This window comes from Candidatus Epulonipiscium sp., from assembly GCA_012519205.1.
Lineage (GTDB): Bacteria > Bacillota > Clostridia > Lachnospirales > Defluviitaleaceae > JAAYQR01.
In genome coordinates this window covers 36,830-55,580 of the sequence record JAAYQR010000025.1, presented here as the reverse complement: position 1 = coordinate 55,580, position 18,751 = coordinate 36,830, and the positions used below count along the sequence as shown (strand labels likewise).

Here is an 18,751-nt window from a genome sequence, read left to right as displayed (position 1 = left end):
GAACTTTCTGCATAACGTTAGTGCCATGAGTCCTGCTATTTAAAAAATGAATGTCAATATGACCATCCATACCATTATTTTTTACAGCATCAAGGTTTTGGCCTCTACCATATCCACCACTTCTATTATTTACCACTACCACAGCGGGCTTATTATCAACCCCTGCATGGGGCATGGCAGTCATTGAACCAGCAAGTATATGACCGTCTACTTCAACTACAACAGCCCTTCTTTCCCAGCTAAATCCTCCCCATATATCCTTTATTATCTTCGTATCTTCTTTTGTTAGAGCTTCCACATCGGCATGGTTTGTACCAAAGGTCCTTTTAATAATAAAGGATTTACCAGTTTTAATATCAGTGATTTTGGCATTTTTTCCTCTTGGAAATATGTATTGAACCTTACTAAACCAATCAACAGCACCCTTTTGAAGAGTATTGGTATTAATACTATTAGTGCTATTATTTTCAAAAAGGGCATTGTACGTATTGTTACCTACAATTCCATCAATTGCGAGCCCTTTTTCTCTTTGGAATGCCCTAACTGCATCGGCGGTAATATGGCCATAATAGCCTGTAGCCGTGTGATATTTAAAATATCCCCGATTTTTTAATTCTGTTTGAACCTTTGTAACCTCTGCACTCCTTGTACCCTGTTTAAGAAGAATAGCTGAGGCATTTTGAGGTACTAAAAAGATTGTAGTAACCAAAAGTCCTGTCATCCATCTCTTTACATTTTTATTCATAATACGTCCTCCTTAGATGTCTTGGATTACATAACTTCTTTACATCTTTATTTTATTACAAAATTATTAATTTGTAAACCCCTATTTAACAACTTTGTAATAACTCTTCTATTATTGGCGGCATAGACTAGTAGGGGAGAGTGTTTTTATAGAATTGAGGTGATTTTATGAAATTTTATCAAAAAGCAAAATACAGGTTACGTCAACACAGCTATGAATACAAAAATATTAAGGCAATGTCAAGAAGTATTGTTAAAAAAGTAGGGGAAATAGATAAATACCTAGATGAAGAAATAAATGGGGGGAGCGGGAGGAGAAAAAGGAAAAAATAAAAATCAACCATATGGTTGATTTTAAGTTTTAGAATTTATCGAGTAAATCCAAAATATATTGAAGAGATAAAGTGATAACCATATAAGGGATAAAGATTCCAATAGATACCCATACAGGCCAATTAAATACCTTATGATTGGAAAGGTTTTTATCGTCCTTTCGTTTTTTATTTATATTCATATCTCTAATGGCATATAGTAAGATTCCGGCAATGGGGGTTATTATTACAGCCAAGATTGCTATAAATCCCAAAGCAATAAGCTTATCATAAAGAGTTGGTTCTATAGATGCCAAAGTAGATAGATCCTGCCCCGTGAACGTCGCCATATGGGATATAAATCTTTGCATAAGCAGCTGGGAACCATTAATAGTAAAATGGGCCACCATAGAAGGAATAATAGAATCAGTAAGTCTAACTAAATAGGAAAATATGGCTCCAAGGGCAAAAGCATATAAAAATTGCTGTAAATCTGCATGGAGCATCCCGAAAAACAACCCATTTAATAACATAGCTTTTTTGATATCTACATTATCATATCCCGAAAGAAGAATTCCTCTCATGGTTACTTCCTCACATATAGCAGGTGTAAGGGCAATAACACCGATCATCAATATCAAAGGATAGGAATTTAATTTCGTTACAATTTCAGAAATATTGTTGTTAAAAAATAGTCCCGAAAGGGCAGATAAGAACATCATGGCAGGCTGAACAAATATTGCAAATAAGAGTGTAAGTAGGATAGTAAAAAATCCGGGCCAATTAAATCTAAGAGTTTTTTTAACAGGAGCCTTGGTAACTATAAAATATATAGTCGTTGGTACCAATAGAAATAATGTTTGGGTTAGGATAAGAATTATGGGAAGGGGAAGATCCATAAAACCCGGAATAAGTATTAAAAAGAAGGCTCCAAATAATTGAAGGAGTAGTAAGATTCCCGCAAATAAATTTGATTTTAAAATTGCGTTCATAAGCACACCTCTTTACAAGTTAAATTGTTTTTATATTTTTTTTCTCCAGTCTTTTGTCTACCCAGTTGTTAAATAAGGTGCGAATTACTGCAAAAGTAGGAACACCAATTAACATACCTAGGACTCCAAAAAAAGCGCCACCAATTATAATAGAAAAGATTACCCAAAAAGGACTAAGTCCGGTGGAATCACCCAATATTTTAGGACCTAAAATATTACCATCAAATTGCTGTAGGGCAAAAATAAATAGGCTAACCCAAAGGGCATCTAGAGGGCTAATTAAAAGAGTGATTAAAATAGAAGGAATAGCCCCTATAAAAGGTCCAAAATAAGGTATCATATTGGTAATTCCTACGATTACTGCAATAAGTAGGGCGTAGGGATTTTTAAGAAATAACATGCCTATAAAACATAAAATCCCGATAATCAGAGAATCAATAAATTTACCAACGAAAAAGCGAGTGAACATAATATGACTTTCTTTTGCAATGATAATAATTTTATCAGCGGTTTTAGCCTTAAAGATAGCGTAAATAGCCTTTTTTGTCTTTTTAAGAAAGCCTTCTTTTTCATTTAGCAGGTAAAAACTTATCATAAGACCTACAAAAATATTTAATAACCCTGAAGTAATTCCTAGGGCACTATTAACAATATATGTAAAAATACGGTTAAATATTAAACTAGAGTTTTGTATAAAGGGATTAATATTACTTTCAATTATTGAGCTGAAATTGTAATAATCAAAACAGCTATAATCCTCCAAAAGATTTTCTATATTTTTTTCTAAAGTTATTAGACTACTAGGAATCTTTTGGAATAAGTCTATAATGCTCTGGGTTATTTGAGGAATAACGTAAATAAAGGTTAGACTCAAAAAACCAAACACAGTAATATATACGGTTAAAATTGATAGGATTCTTCTAAATCTAGAATGTCCTTTTCTTTTATCTAACCTTTGGAGTCCTTTTTCTGCTTTACTAATTGCAGGATTTAATATGTATGCAATGAAAAATCCATAGATAAAAGGAGATAATATTTTATATATTTGTTTTGAGAGCATAGAAAGGTATTGGATAATAAGATCTATATTGCCTATGATTTTTTCGAATAAAACAGTTAAGGCTAATACTAGAAAAGTATATAAGGCAATCTTAAAATAGTTTGCATCCCAGGGCATTTTTTTCATGGCTAACCACTCCTTAACATATCTATAATCATACAGTATCACAGGATAAAATACAGGTCAATAAAACTTTAAATTATAAAATTTTCCTATTGCAAAAGCAAAATAGCCGTGATATAATACCTTTTGCGTGGAAAATTTGCACCATTAGCTCAGTTGGTAGAGCACCTGACTCTTAATCAGGGCGTCCGGGGTTCGAGCCCCCGATGGTGTATTTTGCGATTGTGGCGGAATTGGTATACGCGTTAGACTAAGGATCTAATGGACAATAGTCCGTGGGGGTTCGAGTCCCCCCAATCGCATATGGTATAACAAAAGGATATTCCAAAATGGAATATCCTTTTGTTATATTTATTATAAGTTTCTTTCTAATTTACCCAGCTCTTCCTTAGCTCTTTCAATTACCTGAATAGATTCTTTAATAAGTTCTTGTTGGGTTCCTAGGGTTCCCTCACTTAAGCTTTTTTGATTTTCCTGGAGTTTGTCTTCTATTTCTTCTAATCTAATCTTTGCATTTTCGATAGAGCGCAATTCAAAGTTCATTAAAATTCTCCTTTCGTTGTCATATAAAGAATAAAATTAAAATAATACCTTATAAAATTTTGGACTGGGTTTTTTAAATTCTATAATCAAATTTATAAGAATAGGATTATTATATGTTAATTGGACAAGAACAATAAGTATAATCTATTGAAATAACCTGTAAATTTTTGTATCATAAAAAATAATAAGATAATACAAAATATCCATATCTAATGGAGGCAGATATGTGGGAATTCTATGAGAAAAACAAACACTTTATACAAAGGATTATGATTACTATATTATTAACGATAGGAGTTTATATCTTTTTTAGATATTTATTTTCTTTTATAGCGCCCTTTGTTGTAGCCTGGGTTATATCATCCCTGATGGAGCCTATGGTAAGATGGTTTAATAAAAAGTGGAAGTTGGCAAGAGGGGTTTCTAGTATCTTATCAATTATTATTGTTCTGGGCTTAGTAGGGGGAATGCTTACAGTTATAGTAATAGAAATAGTAGAGCAGGCTAGAGCTTTTGGAAAGGATATTCCAATGTATTATAGTAGCTTTATGATAACTATAGAAAATATTAAAGGAAGGACTGAGAATTTCATTTTTAGTTTGCCTCTTCATATACAAAACCTATTAGCAGGGGGTATGGGTATAGTTATAAAAGGTTTTCCTAATATATTAGGATCGAGTGTTCGAAGGGGGTCTATAGGGATTGTAGTGGCCTTACCTAATGCCTTGTTTTTTGGTATAGTAGCTTTAATTGCGACCTTTTTTATGAGTAAAGATAGAAAGAGGATTCAAAATTTCATGGAAAGGCAAATGCCAAGGTCTTGGATTAGAAAATTTGATACGATTAAGAGGGATTTATTTGGAGCATTGCTTGGGTATATAAAAACTCAATTCATTTTAATGTTGTTTATCATAACTATTTGTACAATCGGTCTTAGTATCCTTAGATTTAAATATTCTTTTTTAATAGGGATAGTTACTGGTATTGTAGATGCATTTCCTATCTTAGGCAGTGGTACTATTTTAATCCCTTTGGCAATTTATAACGGGATAAGTGGTAATCTCTACGGAGCCATAGGGTTACTTATTATTTATGGTATTGTCATATTATTTAGGCAAATGCTAGAACCAAAGGTATTAGCTAGCCAAATAGGGGTATATCCCCTTGTAACGTTAATGTCTATGTATATTGGGATTAGACTGTTTGGATTTGTGGGAATTATCATAGGTCCTGTCTTTGTGATTTTTTTAAAAACTATGCAAAAGATTGGCATAATTCCTCCATGGAGATGATAACAAAACTTGTATAGTATGAGTCATTAATCTATAATTAAAAAAGCAAAAGGGGTGCCACGATGAGAAAAATACATACTAGGGAAATAGAAAGTGCAGTAGAAAAACTTTGCAAGGAAGCTAATTATTATTTATCAAGAGATATAAAAACGGCCTTGGAAAATTCAAAAGAAAAAGAAACAAATCCCCTAGGACAAAGTATCCTACAAGATATAATGGAAAATGCCAAGATAGCTAAAGAAAAAAAGATACCCATATGTCAAGATACGGGTACTGCTGTAGTTTTTATTGAATTAGGACAGGATATACATATTATCGGGGGGGATTTAGAAGGTGCCATCCAAAATGGAATAAGAAAAGGTTATAAGGAGGGTTTTCTTAGGAAATCTATAGTAAAAGATCCCCTAATCCGTGAAAATACAAAGGACAATACCCCAGGAATTATCCACTATCAAATAGTTAAGGGGGATAATATCAAAATTATCGTAGCCCCCAAAGGAGGGGGTAGTGAAAACATGAGTGCCCTTAGGATGTTGAAGCCTTCCGATGGTATAGAGGGGGTAGAGCAGTTTGTTTTAGATACTGTAGATAGGGCGGGTCCTAATGCCTGTCCACCATTAGTAGTGGGAGTAGGGATTGGGGGAAATTTCGAAATGGCGGCTATACTGGCTAAGAAGGCATTATTAAGACCTATAGATAAAAAAAGCCCCAAGACTCATATTAGGGAAATGGAAGAAAGACTTTTAGGAAAGATTAATACCCTAGGAATTGGCCCTCAGGGTTTAGGGGGAAGAATTACGGCCCTAGGGGTAAATATAGAAGTTTTTCCGACTCATATTGCAAGCCTTCCGGTGGCAGTTAATATAAGCTGTCATGTAACAAGGCATAGAAGCATTATTCTTTAGGGGGAGACTATGAAAAGGAAAATATCTTTGCCATTAACAAAAGAGATAATAAAAACTTTAAAAGTTGGGGAGGAAGTACTTTTATCGGGAATTATTTTTACAGGAAGGGATGCAGCACATAAAAGGATGATAGAAGCCTTAAGCAGGGAAGAAAAGTTGCCAATAGATATAAAGGACCAAGTTATTTATTACGTAGGGCCCTGTCCCGCAAGACCTGGAGAAGTTATTGGAAGTTGTGGTCCTACTACCAGTGGAAGAATGGATGCTTATACTCCTATGATGCTAGATAAAGGCTTAGGGGGTATGGTAGGAAAAGGACAAAGATGCAAAGAAGTCATTGACTCTATGAAAAAAAATAATGCTGTTTATTTTACAGCCATAGGTGGAGCAGGAGCATTACTTTCAGTTAAGATAAAAAAATCAGAGGTAGTTGCCTACGAGGATTTGGGTGCTGAGGCTATTTACAAACTTTTGGTAGAGGATTTTCCTGTAGTTGTAACCATTGATTGCAGGGGAAATAATTTATATGATACACAAAAAGAAAAATACAAAAATAATTAAGTAAAAAAGGGCGGGAAAAAGATGATTTGGAATGAATATAATGAGTGTATGGGTAGGGAGGAAATTAGAATCCTCCAGGGAAAAAGATTGGGCGCAACGGTTGAAAGGGTATATCATAATGTTCCTTTCTATAGAAAAAAGATGCAGGAGTTGGGACTAGAACCAGGAGATATAAAAGGAATTGATGATCTAGATAAACTACCCTTTACGACAAAACAAGATCTTAGGGAGAATTATCCCTATAGTTTATTTGCAGTACCCATCAGTGAAGTTGTAAGGGTTCATGCATCTTCAGGAACCACAGGAAGGCCGACTGTAGTAGGTTATACGAGAAAAGATCTTACAACCTGGTCAGAAGTAGTTGCAAGAAGTCTTGGTTCTTCTGGGGTTATTAAAAATGATATCATACAGATTGCCTATGGATATGGCTTATTTACAGGGGGCCTCGGTCTTCATTATGGCAGTGAAAAACTAGGTTCAACTGTTATACCTATTTCAGGGGGCAACACTGCAAAACAAATTCAACTTATGAAAGACTTTGGAAGTACCGTACTTGCTTGTACACCTTCCTATGCTCTTTATCTTGCAGAGGCTATGGAAGAAATGGGAGTCAATCCTAAGGATTTAAACTTAAGGGTTGGGATATTTGGAGCAGAGCCTTGGACGGAGGAAATGAGGCGGCAGATTCAAGAAAAGTTACATATTAAAGCTATTGATATATTTGGCTTAAGTGAAATCATAGGACCTGGGGTTTCCTGCGAGTGCGAGATACAAAATGGACTTCATATTCAAGAAGATCATTTTGTACCCGAGACCATCAATCCAGATACCCTAGGGATAGTTAAAGAAGGAGAAATCGGAGAGTTAGTATTTACTACTATTACCAAAGAGGCCCTTCCTCTTCTTAGATATAGAACAAGAGATTTAACTACACTTAATTATGAAAAATGCCAATGTGGAAGGACCCTCGTTCGTATGGAAAAATGCACGGGAAGAAGCGATGATATGTTAATTATAAGGGGGGTGAATGTATTTCCATCTCAAATTGAAAGTGTACTTCTTAATATGGGAGAAACAAAACCCCATTATCTTTTAATTGTTGATAGGGTTAATAATTTAGATATCTTAGAAGTATGGGTTGAGGTTGAAGGAAATCTTTTTTCTGATGAAATTAAAAAATTAGAGGCTCTAACATCAAGAATTAAGCATAAGATAGAAAGTACCCTTGGAATCGGTGTTAAGGTTAAGTTAGTAGAACCAAAGACCATCGAGAGAAGCGAAGGAAAAGCTAAAAGAGTTATCGATAGAAGAAAAATTTAAACTTATGCTGCGAGGCAGCAAAAGGAGGGTAATATGATTATTAAACAATTATCGGTTTTTCTAGAAAACAAATCAGGAAGATTAACAGAAGTTACTAAGACCTTAGGAGATTTGGATATTAATATTTCAGCCCTAAGTATTGCAGACACAGCAGAGTATGGAATCCTTAGACTAATTTTGACAGATACTAATAAGGCTTTTACTGCCTTAAAAGAAAAGGGCTTTTCTGTGAGTCTAACAGAGGTAATTTGTCTTGCCACTCCCCATATCCCCGGAGCTTTAGCTAAGGCTTTAGATATCCTATCTAAGGACGGCATAAGCATCGAATATATGTATGCATTTGAGGTAGGAGAAAAGGCATTGGTAATAATTAAAACCGACGATATACAAAGGGCAATTGACTCTATCACAAGGCATAAGATGGAATTGATTAATGCTAGTGAAATTTATCAAATTTAAGTTTATACTCCATTGTCACATCTATACTACTAAGCGATTATCAGCAGGTCTGAAAATTAGATGATGATAAATGGAGTTTTTTTAGGGTAAAGTTGAAAATTCTTACTTTTAAATATACAATATAATTTTGATGTAATATCCCCAAGTATGTTAGTAGCTAAGATTTTTTTAGTATCTGCTGTTATAGCATATATTACATGGATACTAGCAAATTATAATGGATTATCTTGGACTGTAGTGGTAGTTATTATTATAGTAGCAATATATCATTTTATTACAACTAAAACTGTAATAGGAAGGCATATTTATGCCGTTGGTGGAAATCCTGAAGCAGCGCAGTTAAGTGGTATTGATGTAAATAAAATAACCTTAATAGTATTTGCCTCCATGAGTATGCTTGCAGCTTTAGCTGGGATCTTATATACCTCAAGATTACAATCGGCAACTACAACAGCGGGAACAGCCTTTGAACTTGATGCCATTGCATCTGCGTATATTGGTGGTGTATCTGCTGCCGGGGGTGTAGGTAAGGTGACAGGTTCAATTATAGGAGCATTGGTTATTACAGCATTGACCAGTGGAATGAATCTCATGGGTGTAGGGATTTCATACCAGTATATTATAAAGGGTATTGTACTTGTAGCGGCAGTAATATTTGATGTGATAACTAGGAATAAAGCAAAGTAAAAAGATAGGCAACTTATATATTTTGCGGGTCTAATGTCTGTTGTAAAAACGGACTAGGAGGATGGAAATGAACAAAGTAAGTAACAAAATAGTTTTTATTACAATACTAATCATACTAATTACTATCTTGGGAACCGGTATTCCTGGTTACTATACTACAGTTACCCAAAGTGATAGAATATTATCTATTCAAATGGAACAACAAACGGCAGCCCTTGTAGGAATAATTGAGGGGTATAGGGAACTGGTACAGGTAGAAGAGCAAGCAAGAGAGAGATTTTTAAAATACCTTTCTAATAGAGTAATAGGAGTGACTGGATATGGCTTCGTGATAAATGGAAATGGAAAATTTCTAATGCATCCAGACGAAAACCTAGTAGGGGCTGATGCTACCCAATACGATTTTGTAAAAGAAATTATGGACAACAAGGAAGCAGTCAATAACAATGGGTATGGAAGAGCAAGGGTTCAAAAGGTTTCTTATGAATGGAACGGTAAGGAAAAATTTGCCTACTATACTTATCACTATGATTGGGATTTATTTATTGCTTTATCTGGAGTTTATGATGAATTTATTGCAGCACAAAAAACAGCTTTGAAAAATCTGATTATAGTTGGATTCTTAGTATTGGTTTTAGCAGCATTTGGGATATACATTGTAATGACTAGAATAATGAAACCCATAGTTATACTTTCAAGGGCAATGAAAGAAGTTGAAAAAGGGAATTTACAAGTGAATCCAATAATAGTTAAAAATAAGGATGAAATAGGGGTGCTTTCCAACGGATTTAATGGAATGATTGCTACCTTAAAAGAATTAGCCATCAATATAAAAGATGCAACAGATATACTTTATGCAGCAATTCAAGATACAAAGATAGGGGTAAATCAAACAGTTTATAATTCTGAGGAAGTAGCAAGGGCCATTGAAGAAATAGCCTTTGCTAGCCAAAAGCTAGCCGAGGATGCAGAAAAGGGTACTCTTGCGATGCAAGTTATATCAAGATCTACCAACTACACAAAAAATACAACCTATAGCATGAATAAAATCACAGATGAGGTAAGGATTGCCGTGGAACGGGGAGATGCAGCCACAAAAGCTTTAACGGTTAAGTCTGATGAGACAATGAAAACTTTTTATTGGATTAATGAACAAATTAAGTTACTTGAAATCAAATCAAAAGAAATTCATTCAGTTACAGGTGTTATTCGCTCTATTTCTGAACAGACAAATCTTCTTTCACTAAATGCTGCGATAGAATCTGCAAAGGCAGGAGAGGCAGGGAAAGGATTTGCGGTTGTGGCAGATGAAATTAGAAAGTTAGTAATACAAACAGAAGAACAAACTAAGTTTATTAATAGTGTTATAGGGGAGATATTTAATCAAATTGAAACTATAGTACAATATATGATTAAGGGGAAACAAACTGTATTAAAACAGGATGAAGCTGTAAAAGAGACTAATATAACCTTAACAGAAGTTAATATGAAAATGAAAGATATGGCGGAATGTATAAATATAATTATAGAACAAGTATTGGAAACAACTCAAAACGCTGAAGGTAGCGTACAAATGATAGAAAACATATCTAGTACTTGTGAGGAAACTTGTGCCAATACACAACAGGTATCAGCATTGACAGAGCAGCAATTAATAAGTGTGCAGACTATAGAAAAGGCTATCAATAAATTAAATAATTTATCTCAAGATTTATCCCTTAGAGTTAATAAATTCAACATATAAGATTTTTGTGATTATTTTTAAGGTATTGAACTAAAAAAACAAACATCACTTGTTGTTTATCCTTTTAATACAATGTTAATAAGTAGTAATATTGCAAGGTAATTTACCTAAAGAAGATTAAAATCCCCTTGACAAACAAGCTTAATTTGCTATATCATAAATCCAAATACCTGTAAGAAACAATGAAAAGGAATCATAAATAAGGTTTTTTTACAGAGAGGGAATCATAGGTGAAAGATTTCTAAAAGATTTATTTATGCCCCGCCTTGGAGTTCTGCATGAAAAATGCAGCGGCAGTTTTCTGCCGTTATCAAAAAAGAGCGATAGATGATATTAAAACACTTATTTTTTAATATCATTGTATTATTAGGGTGGTACCGCCGATAACCTCGGTCCCTTTATGGGATTGGGGTTTTTTTATTTTTAATGAGAAAGGAAAAGTGATATGGGAAAAGATAAGAAATTCGTTCAAGAAATAACCGATATGGAGCAGGACTTTGCCCAATGGTACACGGATGTAGTTAAAAAAGCAGAACTTATAGATTACTCCAGTGTAAGGGGATGTATGATTCTTCAGCCCTATGGATATGCCATATGGGAATTACTTCAAAGTCAACTAGATATGAGATTTAAAGAAACAGGGCATAAAAACGTATACATGCCAATGTTTATACCCGAAAGCCTTCTTCAAAAGGAAAAAGATCATGTAGAGGGGTTTGCTCCAGAAGTTGCTTGGGTTACCCATGGGGGAGAAGAAAAATTAACCGAGCGGCTTTGTGTTCGTCCGACTTCAGAAACCCTATTTTGCGAGCATTATGCCAATGTCATTCAATCTTACCGTGATCTTCCAAAACTATACAATCAATGGTGTTCTGTTGTTCGTTGGGAAAAAAGCACCAGACCGTTTTTAAGAACTTTGGAGTTTTTATGGCAGGAGGGGCATACAGCCCATGCAACGGCCGAAGAGGCTCAAGAAGAAACCATAAAAATGCTAAATGTCTATGCCAAGTTTTGCGAAAATGTTCTTGCAATCCCCGTGGTTAAAGGGCAAAAAACCGATAAAGAAAAATTTGCAGGGGCAAATTCAACTTACACTATAGAAAGTTTAATGCATGATGGAAAGGCACTCCAATCAGGAACTAGTCACAATTTTGGAGATGGTTTTGCTAAGGCATTTGGAATTCAATATACGGATAAAAATAATGAACTGAAATATGTTCATCAGACCTCCTGGGGAATGACCACAAGATTAATAGGGGCTGTTATTATGGTTCATGGAGATAACAGTGGACTAGTCTTACCACCTAAAATTGCTCCAACTCAACTGGTCATGATTCCTATTGCTGCTCATAAAGAAGGGGTATTAGATAAAGCTAATGAAATAAAAAATAGGCTATCTTCTTTGGTTAGGGTAGAATTGGATGACAGGGATAAAATGCCTGGATGGAAATTTAGTGAACATGAAATGAAAGGGGTTCCCTATAGACTAGAAATAGGACCTAAGGATATAGAAAAGAACCAAGTCGTATTGGTTAGAAGAGATACAAGAGAAAAGATAATAATTTCAATAGATGAATTAGAAACCGAAATACCAAAGCATATGGATATTCTTCAAAAAGAACTATTAGAAAAAGCAAGAATAATGAGGGACGAAAAAACCTATACTGCAAAAAATATTGAAGAGTTTAAAAGGATACTAGCAACCTCCCCAGGATTTATTAAGGCTATGTGGTGTGGGGATGAAGCCTGTGAAGATAAAATAAAAGAGGAAACAGGGGCTACTTCAAGATGTATTCCTTTTGAGCAGGAGCATATTTCAGATACTTGTGTATGCTGCGAAAAACCTGCAAGTAAGATGTTATATTGGGGAAGAGCATATTAAAAAGTAACCACCAAAGGTGGTTACTTTTTAATTTTAATGTACGGCTACTTCTTCTCCGCCGAAATTTTTAAGTATATCCGTTACTGAATCCACAGTTTCTTCCGTTGCCTTCGTAGTAAGGAGGACCTTCCCTTCCTTTATACCTTCTTCATATCTAGCAGTTTCATTTTCTGGGATTCCAAGATCGATTAAACCACCGACAACACCCCCGGTAACTGCTCCTGATAAAAGGCCGGCTAAAGGGCCTGCTGCCACCAACACCCCAAGTCCAGGGATGGCAAAGCTACCTGCTCCTATTAAAAGTCCTGCAAGACCTCCTAATACACTTCCTGTTGTAATACCATCAGAAATATTATCATTAATTAATTCGCCTTCGTCTTCACCCCCATCAAGCTCTCGGGCTGCTATGGAGATATCATCCATACGAAGATTTTGATTTCTAAGCTCGTATGCGGCATTTTCAGCATCTTGCCTGTTTCCAAATAAAGCTACCACAGTTTTATCCATTTAAAATCCTCCTTTCATTTCATGATTAGTTTTGCTTAAATTTATAAATTTATTCATGAATACTTTTAAAAGATGGGAAACTAATATAATATTATAGATAATGAAGAAACTTTGGAGGGAAAAATGTTTAAGAAAATTGATATTCCTAAGGAAGCTGAAGAAATTATATTTATGTTAAATAGACAAGGGTATGAAGGATATATAGTGGGAGGATGTGTAAGAGATATTTTAATGAATAGAACTCCCCATGATTGGGATATAACAACTTCGGCAAAGCCTGAAGAGGTAAAATCCATGTTTAAGAAAACCTATGATACAGGTATTGCCCATGGAACGGTAACGGTTATTTTAAATGAAAAACATTTTGAGATAACCACTTATAGAATAGAAGGATTCTATGAAGATCATAGACGGCCTAAGGAAGTAGCTTTTACTAAGGATTTATCCAAAGACTTATCTAGAAGGGATTTTACAATGAATGCTGTGGCATACCATCCTAAGGAAGGATTTATAGACCCTATGGGAGGAATAGAAGACATAAAAAAAGAAAAAATCAGATGTGTTGGGAATCCCGATAGGAGATTTGAAGAAGATGCTCTTCGTATGCTTAGGGGGATTAGATTTTCTTCACAACTTAATTTTGATATAGAGGGAAATACCCTAAGTGCCATAAAAAATAATAGTTATTTAATTTCCCATATAAGTAGTGAAAGAGTAAGGGAAGAACTAGATAAAATCCTTTTATCTGATTCCGTAAGAAAGTTCATTTTATTATATGATACGGGAATTTTAAAATATATCCTTAAAGAAGTGGAAGAATGTTTTAAAACCGAACAAAATCATCCCCATCATGGGGATAACGTTGGTATTCACACCCTAAAATCCGTGGAAGCTGTGGATAAAATCCTATCCCTTAGATGGACAATGCTCCTTCATGACATAGGAAAACCAGAACATAAAACAACTGATGATAAGGGAATTGATCATTTTTATGGCCATGTAGAAAAAAGTGTAGTATTGGCAGAAAAAATTATGGACAGGCTGAAATTTGATAAAAAAAGTTCAAAGCATATATTACAACTTATTAAATGGCATGATGAGAGAATAGAAGAAGATAAAAAGTCTATTAAAGGAGTCCTCCATAAAATAGGGGAAGATGCCTTTTTAGATTTATTGAAAGTCCAATTGGCAGATTCTAAAGCACAAAACCCAAAATTTTATAAAGAAAAAGAAGAAAGGCTTAAAAGTCTTTATGAGATATATAAAGAAGTCAAGCAAAACAAAGAGTGTTTTTCCTTAAAGGAACTGGCAATAAACGGGGAGGATTTAATAAAATTGGGTATAAAAAAAGGAAAAACAATAGGAGAAACCCTAGAATATCTTCTTGAAATGGTAATAAAAAACCCAGGTTTAAATACTAAAGAGCAGCTCCTATCCTATGGAAGAGAAAAAATGCTTCATAGCAATGACTAAATTACTTTTGAATTTGTATCGGTACTATTATTTTATTGTAAGGACATAAAATAATCTACGGTTAACTCTTGGGGTAGAAGGAAGGAAGATTCTATCTTATATATAAATTTCATATCTGTGGTTGCATAGGCCATATTTTCCTTTAACTCACCAATATAAAGCATTAAACGGGATTCATCCCTATCGTTCAAATAAAGGGTTATCTTTGCCCTTGGATTTTCAAGCCCATATTTTTTTAGGGATTCTTTCGAGGCATTATCATCTACAAATTCCTTAATGATTTTTCCATTTAATGAAGTTATCAAAGAATTCACAGAGGCTTGATTTAAAAGGCGATTATCGATATACCAATTAGTTTTGCCATCTTCCTCCTTGGAAATGATAGAAAAGAAATTTCCTTCATTTTCTACAGTGATTTTATCTATATAATCACTATTAAAGGAGAGAAGGCTTTTTTTTCTAAGATAAGTAAGCTCTAGGGGGATTTCATCCCAAATGGAAAAATCCATGGTATATACTTTATTATTATTATAGGCATAATATCCCCTAGATAAGGGAGCAAGGCTGCCAAGGTTTAAGGTATTGGAAAGCCCTTCATCATTAGTCAAAGTAATACTTTTAGTTGGGGATTTAAGACCGTAAGTTATTAGGTTCTTGGGGTTTTCTTCTACAATTTCATTAAAGGTAGGGGAAGAAAATCTAGCAATTATATTACTTACATTAAAAGAGTTGGCAGGATACTCTATAGGGGAAAGGATATCCCAAGTATCTCCATCTCTTTTTAGTTTTATAAATTCATTTTCAGAAGTGATGTTTATTTGTGTAATCTTATTTTGTTCCCATTTCCATATGAATCCATTGTTAAGTTCTTTGTCCAGCCTTAAGTCTTTAAAATGTTTATAATAAAAGAACATTCCTATAAACAGTGCAAGGGCTATAAGGGTTGGGATAACCTTTTTCATAAAGCTCTCCTCCTGAAATAGACTATTCCCCCAAACAAAAATACAAAAAGTGGCATAAGAAAGATACAAACAATAAATATTAAAACCGGCTGGGTGCCCACTAGTACAATGGGTTTTGGGGTATAAGTTTTAGGGGGTATGTCTACTATATTAGAATCTTCCCTAAACCACGATAAAGCTCCAAAAAATATTTCAATATTTCCCCCAATACTTATAATTTCATCATGGGCAAAAAAAGAATTACCAATTACTAAAAGTTGAGCTTTCTTACCGGCAATTATTTCCTTTTCCGCAGTTATGGCAAAGGGCAATCCCTCAGAAGTTTCAAAAACAACATTGTTGGTTACAGCGCTTTTTTCTTTTATAGAAAGCTTCCTAGCCCTAGGGATTATTGTTGCAATATTATCTTCCATCAATTTTTTAACGATATCATGGGAATTATATAAGGGTATTAGGGCTTGTTCATCTCCACCATAATTATTTATAGGATCTTTTAGCAAACTATCTTCTATTTCTATGCCATAGTTTAGGGCAAGATTTTTTAAATTATTAAGATTCTCACCTTCCGCATAAGCATTAAAGGTTAGAAGCATTTTGCCATCATCATCAAGGTAATTTTCTAGGAGTTTAATTTCATCAGGACTATAATCAAACTGGGGACCTATTATATAGATAATATCACAATCCTTTGGTATATCCTTGTTTTTTGCAAGGAAATAGTTTACAACCTTAATTCCCTTCTGTTCTAAAAGATGGGTAAGGAGGGTTAATTCTTTATCCTTATGAAATTCTCCGTGCCCTTCTAGAATATAAACAGTGATTTCTTTTTCAGCGGTTACATCTAGTATGGCCTGTATAAGAGAGGTTTCACCATCGAAATAATGTTCTTCCGTATTATAATTAACCCTTATTAAATCATAATAGGGAATTTGTTTTGTTCTCTTATTAGAAGAAACAACAAAGGTATACTCAGAGTTAATTTGATATTCATTAACAAGGCTTGGATTTTTCATAGGATCGATGATGTCGAGGGAAATGTTTTTATTCACTTTAGATATACTTTCATATAACTGCTTTATATCTAGGGAAATAGAATCAGCAGGATTAGCAAAAAACAACAATTCTACTTTTTCATCTATGTCTTTTAAAAGGGTTTTGCTTTCATTAGAAAGGGAGTATAATTTGCTCCTAGTTAAATCCCATTGGATATTAAAAGAGTGGATAAATAAATTAATGATAATAATAATTCCAATAATAGTAGCAGCAAAAGTTATAGAATTGCTTCCATATTTAATTCCCCTTATTAATTTTTCTATATTCATTGTACTCCTCCTACTGTAGCCAGCGGCTTTTGATTACTCTAATGGTTAAAAATAGGAATATCCCTGTAAAACTTAGATAATAAGCTATCCCCGATAGGGAGATGATTCCCATTTGAAAAGGATTATAGGGTTCAAAGAGACTAAATATTACTATAAGGCTTCGAGGAAGTCCCGAAAAAACCCCCTGTAAAAGGTCGGCAAGCCAGAAGAAAAGTAGAAGACCAAAGCTTATAACCCCAGCAATAATTTGATTTTCTGTAAGAGAAGACGCAAACACTCCAACAGATAGGAAACTTAATCCAAGAAGTAGATTACCTATGTAGGATGAAAAAATGATTCCCATATCGGGTTTGCCAATAATAAGCACCAGTACTACATGAATAAGGGTAGGAGCTAGGGTCATAATATAAACTAGGCAAACACTTAAAAACTTTCCAATAACCACATCCCTAACGGATATGGGAGAAGCAAAGATTAGTTTTTCTGTTCCATTTTTCTTTTCTTCGGTAAAAAGTTTCATGGTTAGGATGGGGGCAATAAATAAAAATATAATGGGCCAGCTAGCCATTGCATACTGAATACTGGAGTTTTTAGCACCGATTATAAAATTGCAAAAGAAAAAACCACTTAATAACAAGAAAAGTCCTATTAAAATATAGGCCTGGGAAGAGTAAAAATATCCTTTTAATTCCCTTTTACATATGATCCATATTTTCATTAACATTTACTCCCTTTCCTCATTTTCATCTAGGGTAATATGTAAGAATACATCTTCTAGACTCATCTTTTTTAGGTCCATTTTAAGTATGGGCATTCTACATTCAGCAAGGGCATAAAAAAGGGGTCGGCGGATATCTATATCCTTTTCCCCTTTGATTTTATAGGCAAAAATGTTTTCTTCAATGGGCTTTAGAGCCTGGGCAGATAGTACCCCCCTAAGGGATGAAATAGTATATAATACATCTTCTTTTGGCCCTTCTATTTCCATATAAAGATCAAAAGAATTCTGTAAGGAATGGGATAAATTATCAGAAGTATCTATAGCAGCAATCTTTCCTTTATTCATAATAATAACCTTATCACAAAGGGTACTCACTTCAGGAAGAATATGAGAACTTAAAATGATAGAGTGACTTTTTGATAACCCCTTTATTACATTTCGAATCTCCTTAATTTGTTTAGGATCAAGACCTACGGTAGGCTCATCCAAAATAAGCACGTCGGGACTTCCAATTAGGGAAGAGGCAATTCCTATTCTTTGTTTATATCCTTTAGAAAGGTTTTTAATAAGCCTTGTTTTTACTTCTTCAATGCCACATAAATGAATAACCCTAGAACATTCTCCCTTAGGATTTTTATGAATATCTTTTAATTCGCAGCAAAACAAAAGAAACTCCATAACGGTCATATCGGGATATAAAGGAGGATGTTCAGGAAGATATCCTATATGGGATTTTGCTTTTTTTGGGTTTTCCAGCAGATTAATTCCATTAATTTTTATACTTCCTTTGTCGGGAAGCAATAGGCCGCAAAGCATATTCATTGTAGTTGATTTTCCGGCCCCATTAGGACCTAAAAATCCTAGGATTTCCCCATCATTAAGAGAAAAACTGATATTATCTACAGCTCTTAGGGAGCCAAAGGACTTTGTTAAGTCATTTACCTCTATCATATAAAACTTCTCCTTATAAAGTGATTTCCCTCATAGTATAATTTGATACTATGAACAAATTATGAACAAATTGTAAATCAAATAAAATTTACGAATCATGTCCTCATATTTTCCTATATTCATTCATAAACATATAGAGAACCGTTTTCTATGCTAAATTGATAATTTAGATTTGGTCCTGCATAAATAAAT

The 18,751-nt window shown here is 34.2% G+C and carries 17 protein-coding genes, 2 tRNA genes and 2 pseudogenes; 12 read left to right on the top strand and 9 right to left on the bottom strand.

Annotation, left to right across the window (positions count from 1 at the left end; all coding sequences use genetic code 11):
- Positions 1 to 514: 514 nt before the first annotated feature.
- Positions 515 to 745, bottom strand: a pseudogene (locus GX308_08215) (peptidoglycan-binding protein).
- Between the two features lie 167 nt (positions 746 to 912).
- Between GX308_08215 and GX308_08210 the strand changes: the two are divergent.
- The gene (locus GX308_08210) at positions 913 to 1,077 is read left to right on the top strand and encodes a hypothetical protein (protein ID NLK22048.1); all 165 of its coding nucleotides are present in this window, start codon (positions 913 to 915) and stop codon (positions 1,075 to 1,077) included.
- 28 nt (positions 1,078 to 1,105) lie between these two features.
- Here GX308_08210 and GX308_08205 read toward each other — a convergent pair whose 3' ends face one another.
- Positions 1,106 to 2,047 carry a CPBP family intramembrane metalloprotease gene (locus GX308_08205; GenBank protein ID NLK22047.1) on the bottom strand — a complete coding sequence of 314 codons (942 nt, stop codon included), beginning with the start codon at positions 2,045 to 2,047 and terminating at the stop codon, positions 1,106 to 1,108.
- A gap of 19 nt (positions 2,048 to 2,066) precedes the next feature.
- Positions 2,067 to 3,233, bottom strand: a complete 1,167-nt coding sequence (locus GX308_08200) for an AI-2E family transporter (GenBank protein NLK22046.1) — start codon at positions 3,231 to 3,233, stop codon at positions 2,067 to 2,069.
- 138 nt (positions 3,234 to 3,371) lie between these two features.
- Here GX308_08200 and GX308_08195 point away from each other — a divergent pair.
- Positions 3,372 to 3,444, top strand: a tRNA-Lys gene (locus tag GX308_08195).
- A 4-nt stretch (positions 3,445 to 3,448) separates the two neighbouring features.
- A tRNA-Leu gene (locus GX308_08190) sits at positions 3,449 to 3,532 on the top strand.
- A gap of 52 nt (positions 3,533 to 3,584) precedes the next feature.
- Here the strand turns inward: GX308_08190 and GX308_08185 are convergent.
- On the bottom strand, positions 3,585 to 3,773 hold the full coding sequence (locus GX308_08185; GenBank protein ID NLK22045.1) for a hypothetical protein: 189 nt from the start codon (positions 3,771 to 3,773) through the stop codon (positions 3,585 to 3,587).
- 224 nt (positions 3,774 to 3,997) lie between these two features.
- On the opposite strand from GX308_08185, the gene ytvI reads away from it, so the two are divergent.
- The 8 genes and pseudogenes from ytvI (at position 3,998) to GX308_08145 (ending at position 12,623) form a co-directional block, all read left to right on the top strand.
- On the top strand, positions 3,998 to 5,065 hold the full coding sequence (gene ytvI / locus GX308_08180; GenBank protein ID NLK22044.1) for a sporulation integral membrane protein YtvI: 1,068 nt from the start codon (positions 3,998 to 4,000) through the stop codon (positions 5,063 to 5,065).
- A gap of 62 nt (positions 5,066 to 5,127) precedes the next feature.
- Positions 5,128 to 5,970 carry a fumarate hydratase gene (locus GX308_08175; GenBank protein NLK22043.1) on the top strand — a complete coding sequence of 281 codons (843 nt, stop codon included), beginning with the start codon at positions 5,128 to 5,130 and terminating at the stop codon, positions 5,968 to 5,970.
- A gap of 9 nt (positions 5,971 to 5,979) precedes the next feature.
- A complete protein-coding gene (locus tag GX308_08170; GenBank protein ID NLK22042.1) occupies positions 5,980 to 6,531 on the top strand; it encodes a Fe-S-containing hydro-lyase in 552 nt (183 codons plus the stop codon).
- A gap of 21 nt (positions 6,532 to 6,552) precedes the next feature.
- Positions 6,553 to 7,851, top strand: a complete 1,299-nt coding sequence (locus GX308_08165; GenBank protein ID NLK22041.1) for a phenylacetate--CoA ligase — start codon at positions 6,553 to 6,555, stop codon at positions 7,849 to 7,851.
- Positions 7,852 to 7,884: 33 nt separating this feature from the next.
- Positions 7,885 to 8,310 carry an acetolactate synthase gene (locus tag GX308_08160; protein NLK22040.1) on the top strand — a complete coding sequence of 142 codons (426 nt, stop codon included), beginning with the start codon at positions 7,885 to 7,887 and terminating at the stop codon, positions 8,308 to 8,310.
- 114 nt (positions 8,311 to 8,424) lie between these two features.
- Positions 8,425 to 8,997: pseudogene (locus GX308_08155) on the top strand (sugar ABC transporter permease).
- Between the two features lie 67 nt (positions 8,998 to 9,064).
- Positions 9,065 to 10,741, top strand: coding sequence for a methyl-accepting chemotaxis protein (locus GX308_08150; GenBank protein ID NLK22039.1), 1,677 nt, complete (start codon positions 9,065 to 9,067; stop codon positions 10,739 to 10,741).
- 445 nt (positions 10,742 to 11,186) lie between these two features.
- Positions 11,187 to 12,623, top strand: a complete 1,437-nt coding sequence (locus GX308_08145) for a proline--tRNA ligase (GenBank protein ID NLK22038.1) — start codon at positions 11,187 to 11,189, stop codon at positions 12,621 to 12,623.
- 33 nt (positions 12,624 to 12,656) lie between these two features.
- Here GX308_08145 and GX308_08140 read toward each other — a convergent pair whose 3' ends face one another.
- Positions 12,657 to 13,130 carry a DUF1269 domain-containing protein gene (locus GX308_08140; GenBank protein ID NLK22037.1) on the bottom strand — a complete coding sequence of 158 codons (474 nt, stop codon included), beginning with the start codon at positions 13,128 to 13,130 and terminating at the stop codon, positions 12,657 to 12,659.
- 123 nt (positions 13,131 to 13,253) lie between these two features.
- On the opposite strand from GX308_08140, the gene GX308_08135 reads away from it, so the two are divergent.
- Positions 13,254 to 14,603: a CCA tRNA nucleotidyltransferase gene (locus GX308_08135; GenBank protein ID NLK22036.1), complete on the top strand. Its 1,350-nt coding sequence runs from the start codon at positions 13,254 to 13,256 to the stop codon at positions 14,601 to 14,603.
- Positions 14,604 to 14,635: 32 nt separating this feature from the next.
- Here the strand turns inward: GX308_08135 and GX308_08130 are convergent, their stop codons facing one another.
- The 4 genes from GX308_08130 to GX308_08115 are packed head-to-tail and all read right to left on the bottom strand — an operon-like array spanning position 14,636 to position 18,559.
- Positions 14,636 to 15,565, bottom strand: coding sequence for a DUF4340 domain-containing protein (locus GX308_08130; GenBank protein ID NLK22035.1), 930 nt, complete (start codon positions 15,563 to 15,565; stop codon positions 14,636 to 14,638).
- Entirely contained in the window at positions 15,562 to 16,887 is a 1,326-nt protein-coding gene (locus GX308_08125) for a GldG family protein (GenBank protein NLK22034.1), read from the bottom strand. Before GX308_08125 ends, GX308_08130 begins: the two co-directional genes overlap by 4 nt.
- A gap of 10 nt (positions 16,888 to 16,897) precedes the next feature.
- A complete protein-coding gene (locus GX308_08120; protein ID NLK22033.1) occupies positions 16,898 to 17,605 on the bottom strand; it encodes an ABC transporter permease in 708 nt (235 codons plus the stop codon).
- Between the two features lie 6 nt (positions 17,606 to 17,611).
- The gene (locus tag GX308_08115) at positions 17,612 to 18,559 is read right to left on the bottom strand and encodes an ABC transporter ATP-binding protein (GenBank protein ID NLK22032.1); all 948 of its coding nucleotides are present in this window, start codon (positions 18,557 to 18,559) and stop codon (positions 17,612 to 17,614) included.
- Positions 18,560 to 18,751 lie beyond the last annotated feature (192 nt).